Here is a 17800-nt window from a genome sequence, read left to right on the forward strand (position 1 = left end):
GTCACGTTCCATGGAACCCATCATGGGTGGCCTCCGTTCTCCCTACACAAGTGGAGATGCGAGCATGACGAAATCCCTTCTTTACGGCGCAACCAAGGTAGACGAGACGAGCGGGGCCTATGCGCCTGTTGCAAGCCTTGATCAGTTCCAGTGGAAGAACCGCGTTCTCATTGTATTTTCCGATGAGAACTATGCCCGCGCTGCCCGTCAGGAAAACCTGCTTCTGGCTCAGAGAAACGACCTCGAAGAGCGGGACATGATCATTCTGCGCCTGCGTGGCGACGCCGTTTCGTTTCTCTTTGGGTCCGGTCAGGATATTGACGGTCAAGCGATCCGCAGGGATCTCGACAGGCCGGAGGATGGCGATTTTGCCATGGTGCTGATCGGGAAGGATGGCACGGTGAAGCTCAGGGCCGCCGAGCCCGTCGTCGCAGACGAACTCTTCGCCATCATCGACGGCATGCCCGTTCGCGCTGCCGAACCCGGCCCGCAGGCGCAGCAATAGCGGCCATCCGCAGCTGAGATGAAAGCCCAGCCAAGACGCGAGCCCAGCCAAGACGCGAGACAGAGAAAGGAGTTTGGTCATGTCCGTACCGAACGAACCTATCCCCGATCAGCCGCCAATGCCGGGGCCTGGCGGGAAGCCGACGCCGCCGATCAAGGAACCGGAGCCCGATACGCTTCCCGACGAGGTGCCCTTGCCCAATCCCGACGAGAACAACGAACCGCCGAAGCACGTGACCGGCAGCAATTTCCGCCTATAGGAATATCTGTCGCTCTTCGCCCACCAGCTCCTGCAGGAAATCGACAACGGTGCGCACGCGAACGAGATCGCGGGCGCTTTCGTGATAGGTCGTCCAATAGGCGCGGCGGATGGAGATGTCAGGCAGGATGCGGACGAGCTCCGGATATTGCCGGGCGATGTAGTCGTGCAGGATGCCGATGCCGGCACCGGAACGGACGGCTTCCGTCTGGCCGATCGCCGTCGATATCTCAAAGGCGGCATCCCAGCTGCGCATCACTTCGCCGGTGAAATCCAGCGAGGCGGTAAAGATCAGGTCTTCCACATAGCCGATGCGCGGATGCTGTTTCAGCGCGTCCACGGTTTCAGGCGCGCCCCCCTTGTCGAGATAGGTCCGCGACGCATAAAGGCCGAGCGTATAGTCGATGAGCTTGGAGGAAATGAGCCGGCCCTTTTCAGGCCGCTCCAGCGTGATGGCGATATCGGCCTCGCGCTGCGACAGCGAGAAGGAGCGGGGGACCGGCACCAACTGGATGCGCAGTTCCGGATGGCGCTCGATCAGCCTTCCCATTCGCGGCGCAAGAAAGGAAACGCCGAAGCCGTCGGGCGCTCCGATGCGGACCGTGCCGGCGATTGCAGTGTCGGTCCGGCCCAGTTTGGTTTGGGCCGCAAGCATTTCGGTTTCCATGCGTTCCGCCGAGACGAGAAAGCTTCCCCCTTCCTCGGTCAGTTCACAGCCATTGGTGCGCCGGATGAAGAGCCGGGTCTTCAGCGCCTCCTCCAACGAGGTCAGCCGTCGCGAAAGCGTGGCATGGTTCAGGCCCAGCCGCTTGGAAGCGGCCAGAAGCTGCCCTGTCCGGGCAACGGCGAGGAAGATGCGAACGTCGTCCCAGTTCATGGCTTGCCGCGCATAATGATCGGCTCGACGTCGATCAGCGTCAGCGATACCACCATATCGGCGGTCTGCTGCTTGTATTTCAAGAAATGTGGCGTCTTCAGATGCGCCTCGTAAGCCTCCTGGCTGGCGTATACTTCGAGGATACGGATCTGGTGCGGCTTGTCCTTGATGGTGACCGCGTTCAGCGAAAGGACGCCCTCTTCGAGCCGGATCGACGCCTCGATTTCCTCGGCCAGCAACGCGCGATAGGCATCGAGCCGCGTGGGATCGATCTCCAACTCCGCCATTCTGACAATATGCTTTTCGCTCATCGCTCTCAGGTCCCTTTGTCCGCCTCCGACATCTTGTCCCGCCGCTTTGCTGCGCCAAGTCTCGCATAACGGCTGAAGAGACAGCCGGTGCGATGGAACTGCAATTTCTGCACAACGGTTGCTTATATCAGCGCATTGATTTGTGCAAATTGAAGTGCAATTGTTGCCCATCCAATAATCAGGAGGAGAACATCCATGCGTGAGATCGGCCATTTCATCGGCGGCAAACAGGTCGCCGGCAAGAGCGGACGCGTCAGCAACGTCTACAATCCCGCAACGGGCGAAGTGCAGGCGACTGTCGCGCTTGCGGGCGTTGAAGAGATCCGCGCAGCGGTCGAAAACGCCAAGGCGGCGCAGCCGAAATGGGCAGCAACCAACCCGCAGCGCCGCGCCCGCGTCTTCTTCAAGTTCGTCGAATTGCTGAACCAGCATATGGACGAGCTGGCCACCTTGCTCTCCAGCGAGCATGGCAAGACGGTGGAGGATTCCAAGGGTGACCTCATCCGCGGCCTCGAAGTCTGCGAATTTGTCTGCGGCATCCCGCATCTGCAGAAGGGCGAGTTCACCGAGGGCGCAGGTCCGGCAATCGACATGTATTCGATCCGCCAGCCCGTCGGCATCGGCGCCGGCATCACCCCGTTCAATTTCCCGGCCATGATCCCGATGTGGATGTTTGCGCCGGCGATCGCCTGCGGCAATGCCTTCATCCTCAAGCCTTCCGAGCGCGATCCTTCCGTGCCGATCCGCTTGGCCGAGCTGATGATCGAGGCTGGTCTACCGGCAGGCATCCTCAACGTCGTCAACGGCGACAAGGCAGCCGTCGATGCGATCCTGACCGATCCGGATATCGGCGCCGTCACCTTCGTCGGCTCGACGCCGATCGCCCGCTACGTCTATGGCACGGCTGCCATGAACGGCAAGCGCGCCCAGTGCTTCGGCGGCGCAAAGAACCACATGATCATCATGCCTGACGCCGACATGGACCAGGCCGTCAACGCGCTGATGGGTGCCGGCTATGGCTCCGCCGGCGAGCGCTGCATGGCGATCTCGGTTGCCGTTCCGGTCGGCGAAGAAACCGCCGACCGCCTTGTCGAAAAGCTGACGCCGAAGATCGAATCGCTGCGCATCGGCCCCTATACCGACGAAAAGGCCGACATGGGACCGCTGGTCACCAAGGACGCCTATAATAGGGTCAACGGCCTGATCGATCGTGGCGTCGAGCAGGGCGCCAAGCTCGTCGTCGACGGCCGCGGCTTCAAGCTCCAGGGCTACGAGGACGGCTATTTCGTCGGCGGCACCCTCTTCGACCACGTCACGCCCGACATGGATATCTACAAGACCGAAATCTTCGGGCCTGTCCTCTCGGTCGTTCGCGCCAAGAACTATGAAGAAGCGCTCGACCTGCCGATGAAGCATGAATACGGCAACGGCGTTGCGATCTACACCCGCGACGGCGATGCCGCCCGCGACTTCGCCTCGCGCATCAACATCGGCATGATCGGCGTCAACGTCCCGATCCCGGTTCCGCTGGCCTACCACTCTTTCGGCGGCTGGAAGGCATCGAGCTTCGGCGACCTGAACCAGCACGGCACGGACTCGATCAAGTTCTGGACCAGGACCAAGACGATCACTGCCCGCTGGCCATCAGGCATCAAGGACGGCGCTGAATTCGTCATGCCGACCATGAAGTAAGGGCCGGCTTCAGTCGAAATTTTCCTGCCGCCATTTCCCTCGTGGATTGGCGGCAGTTTTGTTTCTGCAACCAAGTCCGATTTTCTCTTGCCGCATCAGCGGGGATGATTTAGAACAAAACATGAACTAAATTCGGGCCTGCTAAAGCAATCGCTTGATCGAGCCCGTGAACGGAACCAACACCTTACTGCGCAATTTCACGAAATACGGCGCAGCGATGGAGAGCTCCATGGTCACGTACCAGATCGACTATCTCGAATTTCCGTCATCGGATGGGCTGAAGACCCGGCGCTTCTTCGAGGAGGCTTTCGAATGGAGCTTCGTCAGCTACGGCCCGACCTATCATGCCATCGAGGCGGCCGGCATAGACGCCGGCATCCAGGGCGATGCTGCGGAAGCCACGGCCGCACCCTTGCCTGTCGTGCGCACCACCGATCTGGAAGCGGCCTTGCGCACGGTCGAGCTGGCAGGCGGTGTCGTCACCCGCGCGCCCTTCAACTTCCCCGGCGGCCGCCGCTTTCATTTCCGCGAACCCGGCGGAATGGAGATGGCGGTCTGGGTTTCTGCTTGACGCCCGTCCGCGTGCCGGCTGCCTTTGCGTCATCCAAGCAGATGGAACGATGCCAGGACATGCGGCAGCCCGTCGGGAAATAGAGTAGTTTGGCTTTCCGCGGATCGCCAGAATCCAAATTCGCCATTGCCCTCGAGGTCGGGAAAGATATCGTGGGCGTAAAGGCTGTTTTCAGCGAAGCGGCATTCTACGAGCAGGGCTATCTCATGCCGGTGCTTGTTTTCGGAAACGAAGATTAATTGCATGGCCGTCAGCAATCGTTGCGGAACGATCTCGACGCCGATCTCTTCCATGACTTCTCGCCGGACCGCCATTTCCGCAGTTTCACCAAATGCGATGCCACCGCCGAACGGCCGGTTATAGGTGAGGTCCCGTGTCCGGTCTCGCCCTTCGAAGACCAGCAGCCGTTTCGTCGACGGGTGGATGATGCAGGCGAGCGCAATTGCGCGGATCGCTTGTTCCATGGCCTGTTCTCCGTCCCCGATTGCAGAACGCATCGGGTATCACGGTCCTGTTAACGTGACTATGAATTTCATCTTTTGGAATTGTTCAAAACTACGAAAGGCACTATATACCGTCCAGAAGGCTGTGATTCAGGAGATCGGCATGCGTTTGACGAAGCAGACCAACTATGCGGTGCGCATGCTGATGTATTGTGCGGCCAATGACGGTCATCTGAGCCGTATTCCGGAAATCGCAAGAGCTTACGGCGTCTCCGAACTGTTCCTCTTCAAGATTCTCCAGCCGTTGACCAAGGCGGGTCTCGTTGAAACCGTGCGCGGCCGCAATGGTGGCGTGCGTCTTGCCAAGTCGGCGGAGAAGATCAGCCTTTTCGATGTCGTGCGTGTGACCGAGGACAGCTTCGCCATGGCGGAATGTTTCGAGGATGGCGCCGTCGAATGCCCGCTGGTCGATAGCTGCGGCCTGAATTCGGCATTGCGCAAGGCGCTGAACGCTTTCTTCGATGTGCTGACCGAGTACTCGATCGATGATCTCGTTAAGGCGCGCCCGCAGATCAATTTCCTACTTGGCCTTACCGATCTCGACCACAAGGTTGTAGCCAAGAAGGCTGTCATCGCTGCACCGGCAGCGTGAAGTTCAAAGTTTCAATTCAACGAGAAGGCGGTCGTATCCACGGCCGCCTTTTTTTTACGCGGACTACGGGGGTGCGTCGCATTCACTTCATAAGGCGTCGGAAATATGACAGAATTGTTCCGAATCCGTCGATTTTGCTCATTTTTTAATCCGATTATTTCCTATCCAAGACGATTTTTGATTGAAAATTTCCAAACTGGACCAACCGGAAAAATTTTCGAAACGGCGTGTTGCTTTCACACTTCAAATATCGTTCCATCTGCCGTCGATCGGGGCAGGGGTGCCTGGATCCTCGACTTCAGAAGAAGAACAACCTGGGAAACGATACAATGAAAAAGTTCTCTGTCCTGATGGCAGCGACCGTCTTGGCTTCGGTCATGGCGACGTCCGCCTGGTCCAAAACGCTCGTCTATTGCTCTGAGGATTCTCCGGAAGGTTTCGATCCCGGCATCTACACCGCAGGCACGACGTTTGATGCGTCTTCGCGCACCGTCTATAGCCGCCTCGTCGAATTCAAGCATGGCAGCACCGAAGTCGAGCCTGGCCTTGCCGAGAGCTGGAAGGTTTCCGACGATGGCAAGGAATACACCTTCAAGCTCCGCAAGGGTGTGAAGTTCCAGACTACCGATTTCTTTACGCCGACGCGCGATCTCAATGCCGACGATGTTGTCTTTTCCTTTGAGCGCCAGCTTAAGGCAGACAGCCCGTGGGCAAAGTACATCTCTGGCGTATCCTACGAATATGCCGCCGGCATGGGTTTCCCGACGCTCATCAAGTCGGTTGAAAAGGTTGACGATCTGACCGTCAAGTTCACCCTCAACCACCCTGAAGCGCCGTTCATCGCCGACCTCGCCATGGACTTCGCCTCGATCATGTCGAAGGAATATGCCGACAAGCTTCAGGCCGACGGCAAGATGGAGCAGCTGAACCAGCAGCCGCTCGGCACCGGCCCCTTCACCTTCGTTGCCTACCAGCCGGATGCCGTCATCCGCTACAAGGCCAACGAAACCTACTTCAAGGGTAAGGAAAAGATCGACGATCTCGTCTTCGCGATCACCAAGGATGCATCCGTCCGCGCTCAGAAGCTGAAGTCGGGCGAATGCCAGATCATGCCTTACCCGAACGCTGCCGACATCAAGGACCTCAAGGCCGACAAGAGCCTCAAGGTTCTGGAACAGCCGGGCCTGAACGTCGCCTACCTCGCCTACAACACGCTGGTTGCTCCGTTCGACAAGCCGGAAGTGCGCAAGGCGCTCAACATGGCGATTAACAAGCAGGCGATCGTCGATGCCGTCTTCCAGGGCTCCGCACAGGTTGCAACCAACCCGATCCCGCCGACCATGTGGTCCTACAACAAGAACATCAAGGACGATAAGTACGATCCGGATGCAGCCAAGAAGATGCTGGCCGATGCTGGCGTCAAGGATCTCAGCATGAAGATCTGGGCGATGCCGGTTTCGCGTCCCTACATGCTGAACGCTCGTCGCGCTGCTGAACTGATGCAGGCAGACCTTGCCAAGATCGGCGTCAAGGTTGAGATCGTGACTTATGACTGGGCTCAGTACCTGAAGCTCTCCTCCGCCAAGGACCGCGACGGTGCGGCAATCCTCGGCTGGACCGGCGATAACGGCGACCCGGACAACTTCCTTGACACCTTGCTCGGCTGCGATGCCGTCGGCGGCAACAACCGCGCTCAGTGGTGCAACAAGGACTTCGACGCCCTGACGAAGAAGGCGAAGCAGACGGCTGACATTGCGGAGCGCACCAAGCTCTACGAACAGGCGCAGGAAGTCTTCAAGAAGGAAGCCCCCTGGGCAACGCTCGACCATTCGACCGAGTTCGTTCCGATGAGCGCCAAGGTCTCCGGCTTTGTACAGGATCCGGTCGGTGTTCACCGCTTCGACGGCGTCGATATCGCCGAATAAGCAACATTATGTAAGAATGCCCGGTGAAGCCGGGCTAGCCGGCGGTCAGGATCAGTCCTGACCGCCGGAAAAATATTGGACAACTACCATGTTGCGATTTCTTCTGGGCCGTCTTGCGGTCCTGATCCCGACATTCCTCGGTGTATCGATCATCGCCTTTTCCTTCATTCGCCTGCTACCCGGCGATCCGGTCATGCTGATGTCCGGCGAGCGCGTGATGGCGCCGGAGCGTCATGCGCAGATCATGCACGATCTCGGTTACGACCGCCCCATCGTGATGCAATATCTCGGCTATTTGAACGACATCGTGCACGGCAACCTCGGCCTGTCGCTCTTCACGAAAAAGCCGGTTCTGACCGAATTCCTGACCTTCTTTCCGGCCACGCTTGAGCTGTCGCTCTGCGCTATCATCCTGGCGATCTGTCTTGGCATTCCAGCCGGTGTCATTGCCGCCGTCAAGCGCGGCACCTGGTTCGACCAGGGCATCATGGGCGTGGCGCTGGTCGGCTATTCCATGCCGATTTTCTGGTGGGGCCTGCTCCTCATCATCGTCTTCAACGGTTGGCTGCACTGGACGCCGGTGTCGGGCCGCATTTCGCTGATGTATTTCTTCAAGCCCGTTACAGGTTTCATGCTCATCGACAGTCTCCTGTCCGGGCAGAAGGGCGCTTTTGCCTCGGCTTTGAATTCGCTGATCCTGCCGACCGTCGTGCTTGGTACCATTCCACTTGCGGTCATCGCGCGCCAGACGCGCTCGGCCATGCTGGAAATCCTTGGCGAGGATTATGTGCGCACCGCCCGATCTAAGGGCCTGACTCCAACGCGCGTCATTAGCGTCCATGCGTTGCGCAACGCCATGATCCCGGTCGTAACGACGATTGGCCTGCAGGTCGGCGTGCTCCTCGGCGGCGCCATCCTGACTGAGAGTATCTTCTCTTGGCCGGGCGTCGGAAAATGGATGATCGACGCTGTCTTCAAGCGCGACTACCCGGTCGTCCAGGGCGGGCTTCTCCTGATCGCTGGCATCGTTATGCTGGTCAATTTGATCGTGGACTTGCTCTACGGCTTCATCAATCCACGTATTCGTCACTAAGGAGCGGCTCATGAGTGTGGCAAGCGCCAAATCTGATCGACCCTCCGCAGCGGCGGAGTTCTGGTATTATTTCTCGCGTAACAAGGGCGCCGTCATCGGGTTGGCGATCTTCCTGTTTGTCTTCCTGTTGGCTGTTTTCGCCGGCGTCGTTGCTCCGCATGATCCGAACCTGCCCTATGGAAGTGAATTGCAGCGTCTCCCACCCGCCTGGGCGGCCGGGGGCAACGATTCCTTCCTGCTCGGCACTGATGCGAACGGTCGCGACCTCCTGTCGCGCCTGATCTACGGCACGCGTTTCTCGCTGTTCATCGGCCTCGTCGTCGCCTCGCTGTCGGCTTTGGCCGGCGTGCTGATCGGTCTCGTCGCGGGTTATGTCCGCGGCCGCACCGATACGATCATCATGCGCCTGATGGACATCATTCTCGCCGTTCCGTCGCTGCTGCTGGCGCTGGTGCTGGTCGCGATCCTCGGTCCGGGCCTGACGAATGCGATGATTGCGATCTCGATCGTCAACCAGCCGCATTTCGTGCGCCTGACCCGCGCATCCGTCATGTCCGAACGCGAGAAGGAATATGTCGTCGCCTCGCGCGTTTCCGGTGCCGGTCCTTTGCGGCTGATGTTCAAGACGATCCTGCCGAACTGTCTCGGGCCGCTGATCGTCCAGGCGACGCTGTCCTTCTCTGCGGCGATCCTCGACGCCGCCGCCCTCGGTTTCCTTGGCCAGGGCGCCCAGCCGCCGACGCCGGAATGGGGCACGATGCTGGCGGATTCGCGTGAATTCCTCCAGAGCAACCCATGGCTCGTCACTTTCCCCGGTCTCTGCATCCTGATCACGGTTCTCGCCATCAATCTGATGGGCGACGGCCTGCGCGATGCGCTCGACCCGAAGCTGAAGAGGTCTTAAATGCCGCTTCTCAATATTGAAAATCTCACCGTCGAATTCCAGACTGCGTCCGGCCTGTTCCGTGCCGTCGATGGTGTCTCGCTCACCTGCGACAAGGGTGAAATCCTCTCCATCGTGGGCGAATCCGGCTCGGGTAAGTCCGTCTCGATGCTCGCCATGATGGGGCTTCTGCCCTGGACGGCAAAGATTACCGCTGACCGCATGTCGTTCGATGGCCAGGACCTGCGTGGCATTTCCGGCCGCCAGCGTCGCAAGATCATCGGCAAGGACATGGCGATGATCTTCCAGGAGCCGATGTCGAGCCTCAATCCGTGCTTTACGGTCGGCTTCCAGCTCGGCGAGACCCTGCGCGTGCACATGGGCATGGGCCGCAAGGAGCGCCGCGATCGCTCGATCGAGCTTCTGAACCTCGTCGGCATCCCGGCGCCGGAGGATCGCCTGTCGAACTTCCCGCACCAGATGTCGGGCGGCATGAGCCAGCGCGTGATGATCGCGATGGCGCTCGCCTGCAATCCCAAGCTCCTGATCGCCGACGAACCGACGACGGCACTCGACGTGACAATCCAGGCGCAGATCCTCGACCTCCTGGTGCGCCTGCAGCAGGAACAGGGCATGGCCCTTGTCCTCATCACCCACGACATGGGCGTCGTCGCCGAGACCGCCGAGCGCGTCCAGGTGCAATATGCCGGGCAAAAGGTTGAAGAACAGCCGGTCAAGGACCTGTTCCGCAACCCGCATCACCCCTATACGGCAGCCCTGCTTTCGGCCCTGCCCGAGCGTGCCGAGGTCGGCCAGCGCCTGCCGTCGATCGCAGGCGTCGTTCCCGGGCAGCATGACCGCCCAACCGGCTGTCTCTTCGCACCGCGCTGCTCCTTCGCGACGCCCGAATGCGATCGCGGCGTCAAGCGCCAGGGGCCGGAACTCGGCCGGACGCTTTGCAACTATCCACTTGAAGGCGGCAAGCCGGTCGGCCATCCCGGCCTTGTCGCGACCGAATCCGCAGGAGGCCTCGCATGACGGGTGCTGTTCTCGAAGGGCGCGATCTCGCCCGCTACTACACAGTCCGCCGCGGCATGTTCAAGCCGGAGGCCACGGTCAAGGCGCTGAACGGCGTCAGCTTCAGCCTTCAGTCGGGCAAGACGCTCGCCGTCGTCGGCGAATCCGGTTGCGGCAAGTCGACGCTCGCCCGCCTCGTCACCATGATCGAGGATCCGACGGCCGGCGAATTGCTGATCGACGGCAAGCCGGCGCATGTCGGTGACCGCAGCCTGCGCAGCCAGGTGCAGATCGTGTTCCAGAACCCTTACGGCTCGCTCAATCCGCGCCAGAAGGTCGGTTCGATCCTGGAAGAGCCGTTGAAGATCAACACCGATCTCGATGCAGCCGCTCGCCGTAAGAAGGCGGAGGAGATGATGGCGCGCGTCGGTCTCAGGCCTGAGCACTACGACCGCTATCCGCACATGTTCTCCGGCGGCCAGCGCCAGCGTATCGCGATTGCCCGCGCCCTGATGCTGCGGCCGAAGGTGCTTGTTCTCGACGAGCCTGTATCCGCACTCGACCTGTCGATCCAGGCACAGGTGCTGAACCTCTTGATGGACCTGCAGAAGGAGATGGGCCTTGCCTATCTCTTCATCTCGCATGGCCTCTCCGTTGTCCATCATATCGCTGACGACATTATGGTCATGTATCTCGGTCGTCCGGTCGAGGTTGGCCCTGCCGCACAAGTCTTTGCAAAGCCGCGCCATCCCTATACGGCGGCTCTGCTGTCGGCGACGCCGATCGCCGATCCCGAACGTGAGAAGAACCGTATCCGCCTGCAGGGCGAGCTGCCGTCGCCGCTCAACCCGCCCACCGGTTGTCACTTCAATCCGCGTTGCTGGAAAGCTCAGGACCGTTGCCGTAACGTAACGCCAGAGCTCGGTGGCGAAGGCACGCATCAATATGCCTGCCATTTCCCGCTCGACTGACGACGTGGCATAGAAGGAGAAAGGTATGCAGGACCGACGGAAGAAGCCGCCCGCGATCATCGTCATGGGTGTCAGCGGCAGCGGAAAATCGTCTGTAGGTCAGGCGCTGGCTACCCGCCTCGGTCTCTCCTATGTCGAGGGCGACAGCCTGCATCCGGCCGCCAATGTCGAGAAGATGAGCAAGGGCATTCCGCTGACCGACGAGGACCGGATGCCCTGGCTCGACCTGATCGGCGAAAGGCTGCATGCAAGGACGACCCGCCGCGAGGGCGTCGTCGTCACATGCTCCGCCCTGAAGCTCTCCTATCGCGACCGGCTGCGCGCTGCCGCCGGCGGCCATCTTTATTTCGTCTATCTTGAAGGTTCCAAGGAACTGCTCACCAAGCGCATGGGCGAGCGAAAAGGCCACTTCATGCCGGCCGCGCTGCTGGAAAGCCAGCTGAGCACGCTCGAAGTCCCGACCGGCGAACCCGGCGTCGTCACCGTTGGTATAGACAACACGGTCCACGGCATCGTCGATGCCGCAGTCGAGGCGCTTGCCGCGATTAGATAGCTATTAGACTCCGAAACGCTGCGGCGAATAGGCCGAGATGTCGATGAACGGCGTCTCGCCGGTCATGAGTTCGGCCAGCGCACGGCCGGTGACGGGGCCGAGCGTCAGGCCATGATGGGCGTGGCCGAAGGCGAACCACAGCCCGTTATGACGCGGCGCCTTGCCGATAATGGGCATCATGTCGGGCGTGCAGGGGCGGGCGCCCATCCAGGGTTCCGGATCAAGCCTTTCGCCGATCGGGAATATCGTGCGGGCAACGGCTTCCGCGCGGTCGAGCTGGACCGGCGTCTTCGGCGCATCACGGGATGCGAATTCCGCACCGGTGGTCAGCCGGATGCCCTGGTTCATCGGCGCCAGGAAATAGCCGCGCTCGGCATCCAGCGTCCAGTTGTTGAGGATGGCATTGCCCTGCGTCGAATAATGCATGTGGTAGCCGCGCTTGACGCCGAGCGGGAAGGCATAGCCGAGCCGCTGCGTCGCGATATCCGCCCACGGGCCGAGCGCCATGACCGCATCGTCGGCCGCGATGGAGCCTTCCGACGTCATCACCTTCCAGCCCGAACCCGACTGGCCGAGTGAAGCGGCATCGCCGGTAACGAAACGTCCGCCGAGGCTTTCGAAATAGCTGCGGTAAGCGGCGATCAGCGCATGCGGATCGAGCACCGACCACGGATCGGTCCATCTGATACCGCCGACGAAGCTTTCCGTGATGTTCGGCTCCATGCGGGCGATATCGGACGCACTGAGCGCCTCATAGGAGACCTCGAATTCCTTTTGCCACTTCGAAGCTTCAGCAAGCTCCGCGTCCCGCCTAGCCGCCGTGCGGAAAACCTTCATCCAGCCGTCCTTGCGGATCAACGCTTCGGCATGCGAGGCCTCGATGAGATCCTTGTGCTCCAGGATCGAATTCTCGATCAGCGGCGCATAGGCCCTGGCGATCATCTCGTGCCGCTTGGCATTCGAATGCCACCAGTAGCGCGCAAGGAACGCAAGCTGGCTGGGCAGCGCCCGCAGGTGGTAGTGGGCATCGATGCGATTGTTCAGCGCATAGCGCAGCAATATGCCGATCTGCTGCGGAAAGCCGTAGGGCACCACGCCTTCGCGCTGGATGAGGCCGGCATTACCGAAGGAGGTTTCCTTGCCGGGAGCCTTCCGGTCGATGAGTATTACCTGACGTCCGCGCCGCTGGAGATGGATGGCGGTTGACACGCCGACAATGCCGGCGCCAAGCACGATTGCGTCTTTTGTCATGAACCCTGCGATCTACTGCATTCATTCTAAAGGATGAAAATGCCTATCGAATTGCTGCGACGCAACGGGAAAAACAAAAATATTTCAAGCCTGAAGCATCGTTCTGGACAAGGCGGCGTTCTCAGCCCGGATTCGAACGGTCAGGATCACGCCATTGAAGACAGAGAAAACCAGCGCATAGAGGGGCAGGCCGAAAGCAAGCGGCAACGCCGCAATCTCGCCGATGACGATCGCATAGTTGGGATGCCGCAATATCCTGTAGGGCCCCGAGCGCACCAGCGGAGCATTTGGCAGCACGATGATCCGCGTCGTCCAGCGCTCCTTCAAGGTGACGAGCACCCAGATGCGCAGCAGTTGCAGGAGCATGAAGACGGCGAACCAGAGAAGATCGATCGGCCGATCCGGAGCCAGCAGCCATAATCCGGCGAGCCAGACGGTATGCAGCATCACCATGTAAGGATAATGCTCGGCAGCGACCTCCCTGGCACCGCGGGAAAGCAGTGCCAGCGTATTGTGGCGGGCATAGAGGAGTTCGCCAAGCCGCTGCAGCGTGACGAAGAGCAGGAGCGCGACCGAGGGCCACATCATGCCAGTGCCTTCAACGTGACGCAGCTTGCCGCAAAGCCCGGGCCCATCGCGATCATCGCGGAACGCTTTGGCAGGCCGGCGATGATCGCCCGCTCCAGTACGAAAAGAACCGTGGGCGACGACATGTTGCCATAGTCGCTCAGCACGTCGCGTTCATGGTCCAGCGACCCCGGCTCCAACGAAAGCGAGCTCTCGATCGCCGTCAGCACCTTGGCGCCGCCGGGATGACAGATGAAGCGATCGATATCCGCCATTTTGAGATCAGAACGCGCAAGGATCCCGGCGACTGCCTCTCCGAGATACTTCTCGGCAAAGGGCGGCAGCGATTGCTCCAGGATGATGCCGAAGCCGATGTCGTCGATTTTCCAGCCCATGATGCCGAGCGTATTCGGAAACAGATGTTCGCCGGTCGATTCCACTTCCGCCAATCCGCCTTCACCGGCTCTGAGGATGCAGGCACCGGCCCCGTCGCCGAAGAGCGCCGTCGCGATGATGTTGGGGCGGGTCAGTTCATCGAGCCGGAATGCGAGCGAGCAAAGCTCGATGGAAACAAAGAGAACCGTGGCGCCTGGCCGGCCTTTCGCCATCCGCGTCGCGATACCGAAGCCGGAAACGCCCGCCGCGCAGCCGAGGCCGAAAATCGGCACCCGCTCAATATCGCTGCGGAAGCCCATTTCGGCGGCAAACCGTGCTTCCAGGCTCGGCGTCGCAAAGCCGGTCGACGAGACGGTGACGATGCAATCTATATCCCGAGGCTTCAATCCGGCGCGATAAAGGGCCTTGTTCGTCACCTCGACGAACAGCTGCCCGGCGACCTCGGTGTAAGCCTCCATGCGGTCATGCCATGCATGCGGTTGTTCGAACCACGAGAGCGGCCGCGCTGTGTGGCGCTTATAGATACCCGCATTTCCAAAAACACGTGCCAGATGTCCGAAGTCGCTGAAGCGGCTGGAGAAAAGCCTGGCGGCGGTTTCGGCCGCGTCCGATTGGTAGATGACATGCTCCGGAGCGGCGACGGCCAAGCTCAGTAGCTTTACGGAATCGATCAATGTGTTTCTCCTTGGAGGCCCTCGGCAGCGATCTAGGAACACTTTTGCCGGCAGTAATATTCACTAACCGTGATCACGAAAATGTGATCGCGGCCGGCTAGATCACTCATCGAAAAAAAGAATGACCGGCCGAATAAAATCGGAAGATGGCGTGTTCTCTGGCCGCAACGTTCCATTTGCCAAGGAGAAATTCCATGACGTCTGCCATGATCCGCATTGCTTCTGTCGCTCTCGGCGCCTGCCTGACCCTCGGCGCGCTTTCCGTTCCGGTCTTTGCGATCGGTGATGACAGCAGCGACACGCCGACCTGCAAGAAAGGCGAAATCTACGACAAGAAGGCCAAGAAGTGCGTGAAGCAGCAGGGTGCGAACATCACCGATGAAAATCGCGCCGATTATGCATATTCGCTCGCCAAGAAGGATCATCGCTATGAGGAAGCCCTCGAAGTCCTCGACACGATGAAGGATCCGAACACCGCGGAAGCCCTGAACTATCGCGGCTATGCCACCCGCAAGCTCGGCCGCACGGATGAAGGCATTTCCTACTACCTCAAGTCCGTCGCGATGGACCCGAAATATCCGAAGGTCCGCGAATATCTCGGCGAAGCCTACGTCATCAAGGGCCAGATCGATCTCGCCAAGGATCAGCTGAAGACCATCCAGACGCTCTGCGGCACCGGCTGCGAGGAATATCAGGACCTCAACGAAGCGATCCAGAACCCCTCCAAGATCTGATGCGCCAGAGCCGGCATGAGCAGATCGGCGAATGATTTCGGCACTTGCGAAAGGAATATGCGCGTGTCAATCGCTCATTCTTCATTTCCTGCTTATAGTCGGCCACAAAGGGAGTCGCCGGGTTGGCCGGCGACTCCGAAAAAGGCAGTCATCGCGGAGGGTGCCATAGCGAGCGAAGACGACATCAGGAAAGGGCTGTCGCAGCATTTGACGCGGCTCTGGCGCTATGCCGTCGTCCTGTCGCGTCAGCGCGACGTGGCGGACGACCTCGTTCAGGCGACCTGTGTGCGGGCGCTGGAACGCGCCGGGCAGTTCGTGTCCGGAACGAGATTGGATCGCTGGCTGTTTGCCATCCTCCATTCCATCTGGCTGAACGAAATCCGTTCTCGCCGCGTGCGTATGGGACAGGGTTTCGTGGATGCCGATGAGACGCTGGTTTTCGATGGGGCCCGGGAAACCGAGACGCATATTCTCGCCGGCCAGGTGTTGAAGCAGGTGCAGGCCTTGCCGGAGGCCCAGCGCACCGCAGTCTTCCTCGCCTATGTCGAAGGCCTTTCCTATCGCGAGGTGGCGGAAATTCTCGACGTGCCGATCGGGACTGTGATGAGCCGCCTGGCGACAGCGCGGGCGAAACTGGCGGATGGCATGGGACCGCCGGATGGTGCAAGACGAACAAGTGGGGGCCAGGGATGACCCAGAACGAAGACAGACAGATGCCCTCGGATGAATTGCTGGTCGCTTTCATGGACGGTGAGCTTGGCTCGCCCGAGCGTGAGCACATCGAGAAATTGATAGAGACGGATGAACGCGTGGCGGAACGCTTCGATTTCCTGTCGCGCAGCAACCTGCCGTTCGGCGAAGCTTTCCAACCGTTGCTTGACAAGGCGCCTGCAGCAAGGCTCGACGCCATGCTGGCCGCCATTCCCACAACATCTGGACGCAGGCAGGCATCGGGTGGCATGAGCCGCCGGAGTTTCTTCGCCGCGGCCGCAGCGTGTCTCGTCGCCGGCATCGCCGTCGACCAGACCATCAGCCGGGTCGGCCGCGAAATTTCAAGGCCGGACGAGGGCAGCGACTGGCGGGCCGTGGTGGCGGAGTATCTGGCGCTCTATACGACAGATACGCTGAGTGCGCTTCCCAATGACCGCAATACGCAGATGGCGCAGCTCGCCGAGGTCGGCTTCAAAGTCGGCCTGCCGTTGTCGCCGGAAACCGTGGCTCTTCCCGGTGTGGATTTCCGCCGGGCGCAGATCCTTGAATATGACAACAGACCGCTGGCGCAGATCGCCTATCTCGATCCTGAAACCGGCCCCATGGCGCTCTGCATCATACCTTCCGACAAGGGCGCGGCGGCACCCGACATGGAGCGCCGCCGTGGCATGAACGTCGTCTATTGGTCGAATGCCACCCACGCCTTCATGCTGATCGGCCATGATTCCGCCGACCGGATGAAAGAACTCGCCGACAGCGTGCGCGGAAGGCTGACGGCCTAGCTCAGCCGTGTGCGTAGCCGGGGAATGGCGAAGTCGAGAAAGGCGCGCAATTTCAGCGGCAGCAGACCTTGCCCGACATAGACGAAATTGACGGACCACGGCGCCGGCTCGAACTCCTCGAGGATCGTGACGATCGTCCCGGCCTTGCGCTGCTCGGCAATCTGATAGGAAAGGACCCGGGCAATCCCAAGGCCGGCGGCGGCAGCATCGATGGCCGCCTCCGCCGTCGTAACAGACAGCCGCGGCCGGACGGGCACCTGGAAATCGCCTCCGCCCCTGCTGAATGACCATGCCTGCGATGGCGACGCTCCCATGCCTTCGAAGGCGATGAGGCTATGATGCTGCAGATCCTCCGGTGCTGTCGGTGTGCTCCTTTCCAGAAGATAGGCAGGACTTGCGCAGAAGACGCGGTGGATGGAGCCGAGACGCGTGGCAATCATGCCGCTGTCGGGCAGGTTGCCGATGCGTAGCGCCAGGTCCAGATGCTCGTCGGAGAGATGTGTGACCCTGTCGACGAGCGCGAGCCTGATGTCGATCTCTGGAAAGGCCCGTAGAAAGGCGACGACGACCGGCAGAACGTGCAACCGGCCGAAGACCACGGGCGCCGTGATGGTCAACTCGCCTCGCGGCGTCTGGTATTCCCCGGCCGCGGTGCGCTCGGCGTCGTCCACCTGTTCGAGAATACGCTTGCAGGAGGCCAAATAGGCCAGCCCGCTGTCCGTCAGCGAGAGTTTTCGGCCGCTGCGGCTGAAAAGCCGTGTCCGCAGATGATCCTCGAGATCGGCAACCTTTCGACTAACCGTTGCGAGCGGCATGTCGAGCCTACGCGACGTGGCGGAAAGGCTGCCGGTTTCCACCACCATCACAAAGATCGACATGGATTCCAGACGGTCCATTCATCCTCCCATTTTTTGAGAACAACGCTCTCGAATTT

General features: G+C 60.4%; 21 protein-coding genes. 14 read left to right on the plus strand and 7 right to left on the minus strand.

Annotation, left to right across the window (positions count from 1 at the left end; genetic code table 11):
• Window positions 1-64: 64 nt before the first annotated feature.
• A complete protein-coding gene (locus EV561_RS11170) occupies window positions 65-505 on the plus strand; it encodes a DUF4174 domain-containing protein (protein ID WP_132521286.1) in 441 nt (146 codons plus the stop codon).
• A 79-nt stretch (window positions 506-584) separates the two neighbouring features.
• Entirely contained in the window at window positions 585-764 is a 180-nt protein-coding gene (locus tag EV561_RS11175) for a hypothetical protein (RefSeq protein WP_132521288.1), read from the plus strand.
• Here the strand turns inward: EV561_RS11175 and EV561_RS11180 are convergent.
• Window positions 759-1640 (minus strand): LysR family transcriptional regulator, encoded by an 882-nt coding sequence (locus tag EV561_RS11180; RefSeq protein WP_132521290.1) that lies wholly within the window; start codon window positions 1638-1640, stop codon window positions 759-761. The two genes, EV561_RS11175 and EV561_RS11180, sit on opposite strands and share 6 nt — an antisense overlap.
• Entirely contained in the window at window positions 1637-1951 is a 315-nt protein-coding gene (locus EV561_RS11185; protein WP_132521292.1) for a putative quinol monooxygenase, read from the minus strand. The genes EV561_RS11180 and EV561_RS11185 overlap by 4 nt, the downstream gene beginning before the upstream one ends.
• 195 nt (window positions 1952-2146) lie before the next feature.
• On the opposite strand from EV561_RS11185, the gene EV561_RS11190 reads away from it, so the two are divergent.
• The gene (locus tag EV561_RS11190) at window positions 2147-3643 is read left to right on the plus strand and encodes a CoA-acylating methylmalonate-semialdehyde dehydrogenase (RefSeq protein ID WP_132521294.1); all 1497 of its coding nucleotides are present in this window, start codon (window positions 2147-2149) and stop codon (window positions 3641-3643) included.
• Window positions 3644-3872: 229 nt separating this feature from the next.
• Window positions 3873-4214: a VOC family protein gene (locus tag EV561_RS11195; RefSeq protein ID WP_132521296.1), complete on the plus strand. Its 342-nt coding sequence runs from the start codon at window positions 3873-3875 to the stop codon at window positions 4212-4214.
• A gap of 29 nt (window positions 4215-4243) precedes the next feature.
• Here the strand turns inward: EV561_RS11195 and EV561_RS11200 are convergent, their stop codons facing one another.
• Complete coding sequence (locus tag EV561_RS11200; RefSeq protein WP_165927796.1) at window positions 4244-4678, minus strand: NUDIX domain-containing protein; 435 nt, start codon at window positions 4676-4678, stop codon at window positions 4244-4246.
• A 142-nt stretch (window positions 4679-4820) separates the two neighbouring features.
• Here EV561_RS11200 and rirA point away from each other — a divergent pair, with 142 nt between their 5' ends.
• The 7 genes from rirA to EV561_RS11235 all read left to right on the plus strand — a co-directional run bounded on the left by rirA (window position 4821) and on the right by EV561_RS11235 (window position 11751).
• On the plus strand, window positions 4821-5309 hold the full coding sequence (gene rirA / locus EV561_RS11205; RefSeq protein ID WP_132521300.1) for an iron-responsive transcriptional regulator RirA: 489 nt from the start codon (window positions 4821-4823) through the stop codon (window positions 5307-5309).
• A gap of 329 nt (window positions 5310-5638) precedes the next feature.
• Window positions 5639-7234, plus strand: a complete 1596-nt coding sequence (locus EV561_RS11210; RefSeq protein WP_132521302.1) for an ABC transporter substrate-binding protein — start codon at window positions 5639-5641, stop codon at window positions 7232-7234.
• Between the two features lie 88 nt (window positions 7235-7322).
• Window positions 7323-8327, plus strand: coding sequence for an ABC transporter permease subunit (locus EV561_RS11215; protein ID WP_132521304.1), 1005 nt, complete (start codon window positions 7323-7325; stop codon window positions 8325-8327).
• 10 nt (window positions 8328-8337) lie between these two features.
• Complete coding sequence (locus EV561_RS11220) at window positions 8338-9231, plus strand: ABC transporter permease subunit (protein ID WP_132521306.1); 894 nt, start codon at window positions 8338-8340, stop codon at window positions 9229-9231.
• On the plus strand, window positions 9232-10248 hold the full coding sequence (locus EV561_RS11225; RefSeq protein ID WP_132521308.1) for an ABC transporter ATP-binding protein: 1017 nt from the start codon (window positions 9232-9234) through the stop codon (window positions 10246-10248).
• On the plus strand, window positions 10245-11198 hold the full coding sequence (locus EV561_RS11230; RefSeq protein WP_132521310.1) for a peptide ABC transporter ATP-binding protein: 954 nt from the start codon (window positions 10245-10247) through the stop codon (window positions 11196-11198). The genes EV561_RS11225 and EV561_RS11230 overlap by 4 nt, the downstream gene beginning before the upstream one ends.
• A gap of 25 nt (window positions 11199-11223) precedes the next feature.
• Window positions 11224-11751 carry a gluconokinase gene (locus EV561_RS11235; protein WP_132521312.1) on the plus strand — a complete coding sequence of 176 codons (528 nt, stop codon included), beginning with the start codon at window positions 11224-11226 and terminating at the stop codon, window positions 11749-11751.
• Between the two features lie 3 nt (window positions 11752-11754).
• Here EV561_RS11235 and EV561_RS11240 read toward each other — a convergent pair whose 3' ends face one another.
• The 3 genes from EV561_RS11240 to EV561_RS11250 form a co-directional block, all read right to left on the minus strand.
• Window positions 11755-13002, minus strand: a complete 1248-nt coding sequence (locus EV561_RS11240) for an FAD-binding oxidoreductase (protein ID WP_132521314.1) — start codon at window positions 13000-13002, stop codon at window positions 11755-11757.
• An 84-nt stretch (window positions 13003-13086) separates the two neighbouring features.
• The gene (locus EV561_RS11245) at window positions 13087-13590 is read right to left on the minus strand and encodes an isoprenylcysteine carboxylmethyltransferase family protein (RefSeq protein ID WP_132521316.1); all 504 of its coding nucleotides are present in this window, start codon (window positions 13588-13590) and stop codon (window positions 13087-13089) included.
• Window positions 13587-14639: a type III polyketide synthase gene (locus EV561_RS11250; protein ID WP_132521318.1), complete on the minus strand. Its 1053-nt coding sequence runs from the start codon at window positions 14637-14639 to the stop codon at window positions 13587-13589. Before EV561_RS11250 ends, EV561_RS11245 begins: the two co-directional genes overlap by 4 nt.
• A 194-nt stretch (window positions 14640-14833) precedes the next feature.
• Between EV561_RS11250 and EV561_RS11255 the strand changes: the two genes are divergently transcribed.
• From EV561_RS11255 to EV561_RS11265, 3 genes are all read left to right on the plus strand, one after another.
• A complete protein-coding gene (locus EV561_RS11255) occupies window positions 14834-15373 on the plus strand; it encodes a hypothetical protein (RefSeq protein ID WP_132521320.1) in 540 nt (179 codons plus the stop codon).
• A gap of 63 nt (window positions 15374-15436) precedes the next feature.
• Window positions 15437-16066, plus strand: coding sequence for an RNA polymerase sigma factor (locus EV561_RS11260; RefSeq protein ID WP_132521322.1), 630 nt, complete (start codon window positions 15437-15439; stop codon window positions 16064-16066).
• Complete coding sequence (locus EV561_RS11265; protein ID WP_245512645.1) at window positions 16063-16866, plus strand: anti-sigma factor; 804 nt, start codon at window positions 16063-16065, stop codon at window positions 16864-16866. Before EV561_RS11260 ends, EV561_RS11265 begins: the two co-directional genes overlap by 4 nt.
• Here EV561_RS11265 and EV561_RS11270 read toward each other — a convergent pair.
• Window positions 16863-17762, minus strand: coding sequence for a LysR family transcriptional regulator (locus tag EV561_RS11270; protein ID WP_132521324.1), 900 nt, complete (start codon window positions 17760-17762; stop codon window positions 16863-16865). The two genes, EV561_RS11265 and EV561_RS11270, sit on opposite strands and share 4 nt — an antisense overlap.
• Window positions 17763-17800: the final 38 nt, after the last annotated feature.

Source organism: Rhizobium sp. BK376 (genome assembly GCF_004341625.1).
Classification (GTDB): Bacteria; Pseudomonadota; Alphaproteobacteria; order Rhizobiales; family Rhizobiaceae; genus Rhizobium.

Coding starts and splice junctions, on each gene's coding strand:
- EV561_RS11230 (WP_132521310.1), top strand. CDS start 10,245: ATGACGGGTGCTGTTCTCGAAGGGCGCGATCTCGCCCGCTACTACACA.
- EV561_RS11215 (WP_132521304.1), top strand. CDS start 7,323: ATGTTGCGATTTCTTCTGGGCCGTCTTGCGGTCCTGATCCCGACATTC.
- EV561_RS11195 (WP_132521296.1), top strand. CDS start 3,873: ATGGTCACGTACCAGATCGACTATCTCGAATTTCCGTCATCGGATGGG.
- EV561_RS11245 (WP_132521316.1), bottom strand. CDS start 13,590: ATGATGTGGCCCTCGGTCGCGCTCCTGCTCTTCGTCACGCTGCAGCGG.
- rirA (WP_132521300.1), top strand. CDS start 4,821: ATGCGTTTGACGAAGCAGACCAACTATGCGGTGCGCATGCTGATGTAT.
- EV561_RS11255 (WP_132521320.1), top strand. CDS start 14,834: ATGACGTCTGCCATGATCCGCATTGCTTCTGTCGCTCTCGGCGCCTGC.
- EV561_RS11235 (WP_132521312.1), top strand. CDS start 11,224: ATGCAGGACCGACGGAAGAAGCCGCCCGCGATCATCGTCATGGGTGTC.
- EV561_RS11240 (WP_132521314.1), bottom strand. CDS start 13,002: ATGACAAAAGACGCAATCGTGCTTGGCGCCGGCATTGTCGGCGTGTCA.
- EV561_RS11200 (WP_165927796.1), bottom strand. CDS start 4,678: ATGGAACAAGCGATCCGCGCAATTGCGCTCGCCTGCATCATCCACCCG.
- EV561_RS11265 (WP_245512645.1), top strand. CDS start 16,063: ATGACCCAGAACGAAGACAGACAGATGCCCTCGGATGAATTGCTGGTC.
- EV561_RS11190 (WP_132521294.1), top strand. CDS start 2,147: ATGCGTGAGATCGGCCATTTCATCGGCGGCAAACAGGTCGCCGGCAAG.
- EV561_RS11180 (WP_132521290.1), bottom strand. CDS start 1,640: ATGAACTGGGACGACGTTCGCATCTTCCTCGCCGTTGCCCGGACAGGG.
- EV561_RS11175 (WP_132521288.1), top strand. CDS start 585: ATGTCCGTACCGAACGAACCTATCCCCGATCAGCCGCCAATGCCGGGG.
- EV561_RS11270 (WP_132521324.1), bottom strand. CDS start 17,762: ATGGACCGTCTGGAATCCATGTCGATCTTTGTGATGGTGGTGGAAACC.
- EV561_RS11210 (WP_132521302.1), top strand. CDS start 5,639: ATGAAAAAGTTCTCTGTCCTGATGGCAGCGACCGTCTTGGCTTCGGTC.
- EV561_RS11170 (WP_132521286.1), top strand. CDS start 65: ATGACGAAATCCCTTCTTTACGGCGCAACCAAGGTAGACGAGACGAGC.
- EV561_RS11225 (WP_132521308.1), top strand. CDS start 9,232: ATGCCGCTTCTCAATATTGAAAATCTCACCGTCGAATTCCAGACTGCG.
- EV561_RS11220 (WP_132521306.1), top strand. CDS start 8,338: ATGAGTGTGGCAAGCGCCAAATCTGATCGACCCTCCGCAGCGGCGGAG.
- EV561_RS11185 (WP_132521292.1), bottom strand. CDS start 1,951: ATGAGCGAAAAGCATATTGTCAGAATGGCGGAGTTGGAGATCGATCCC.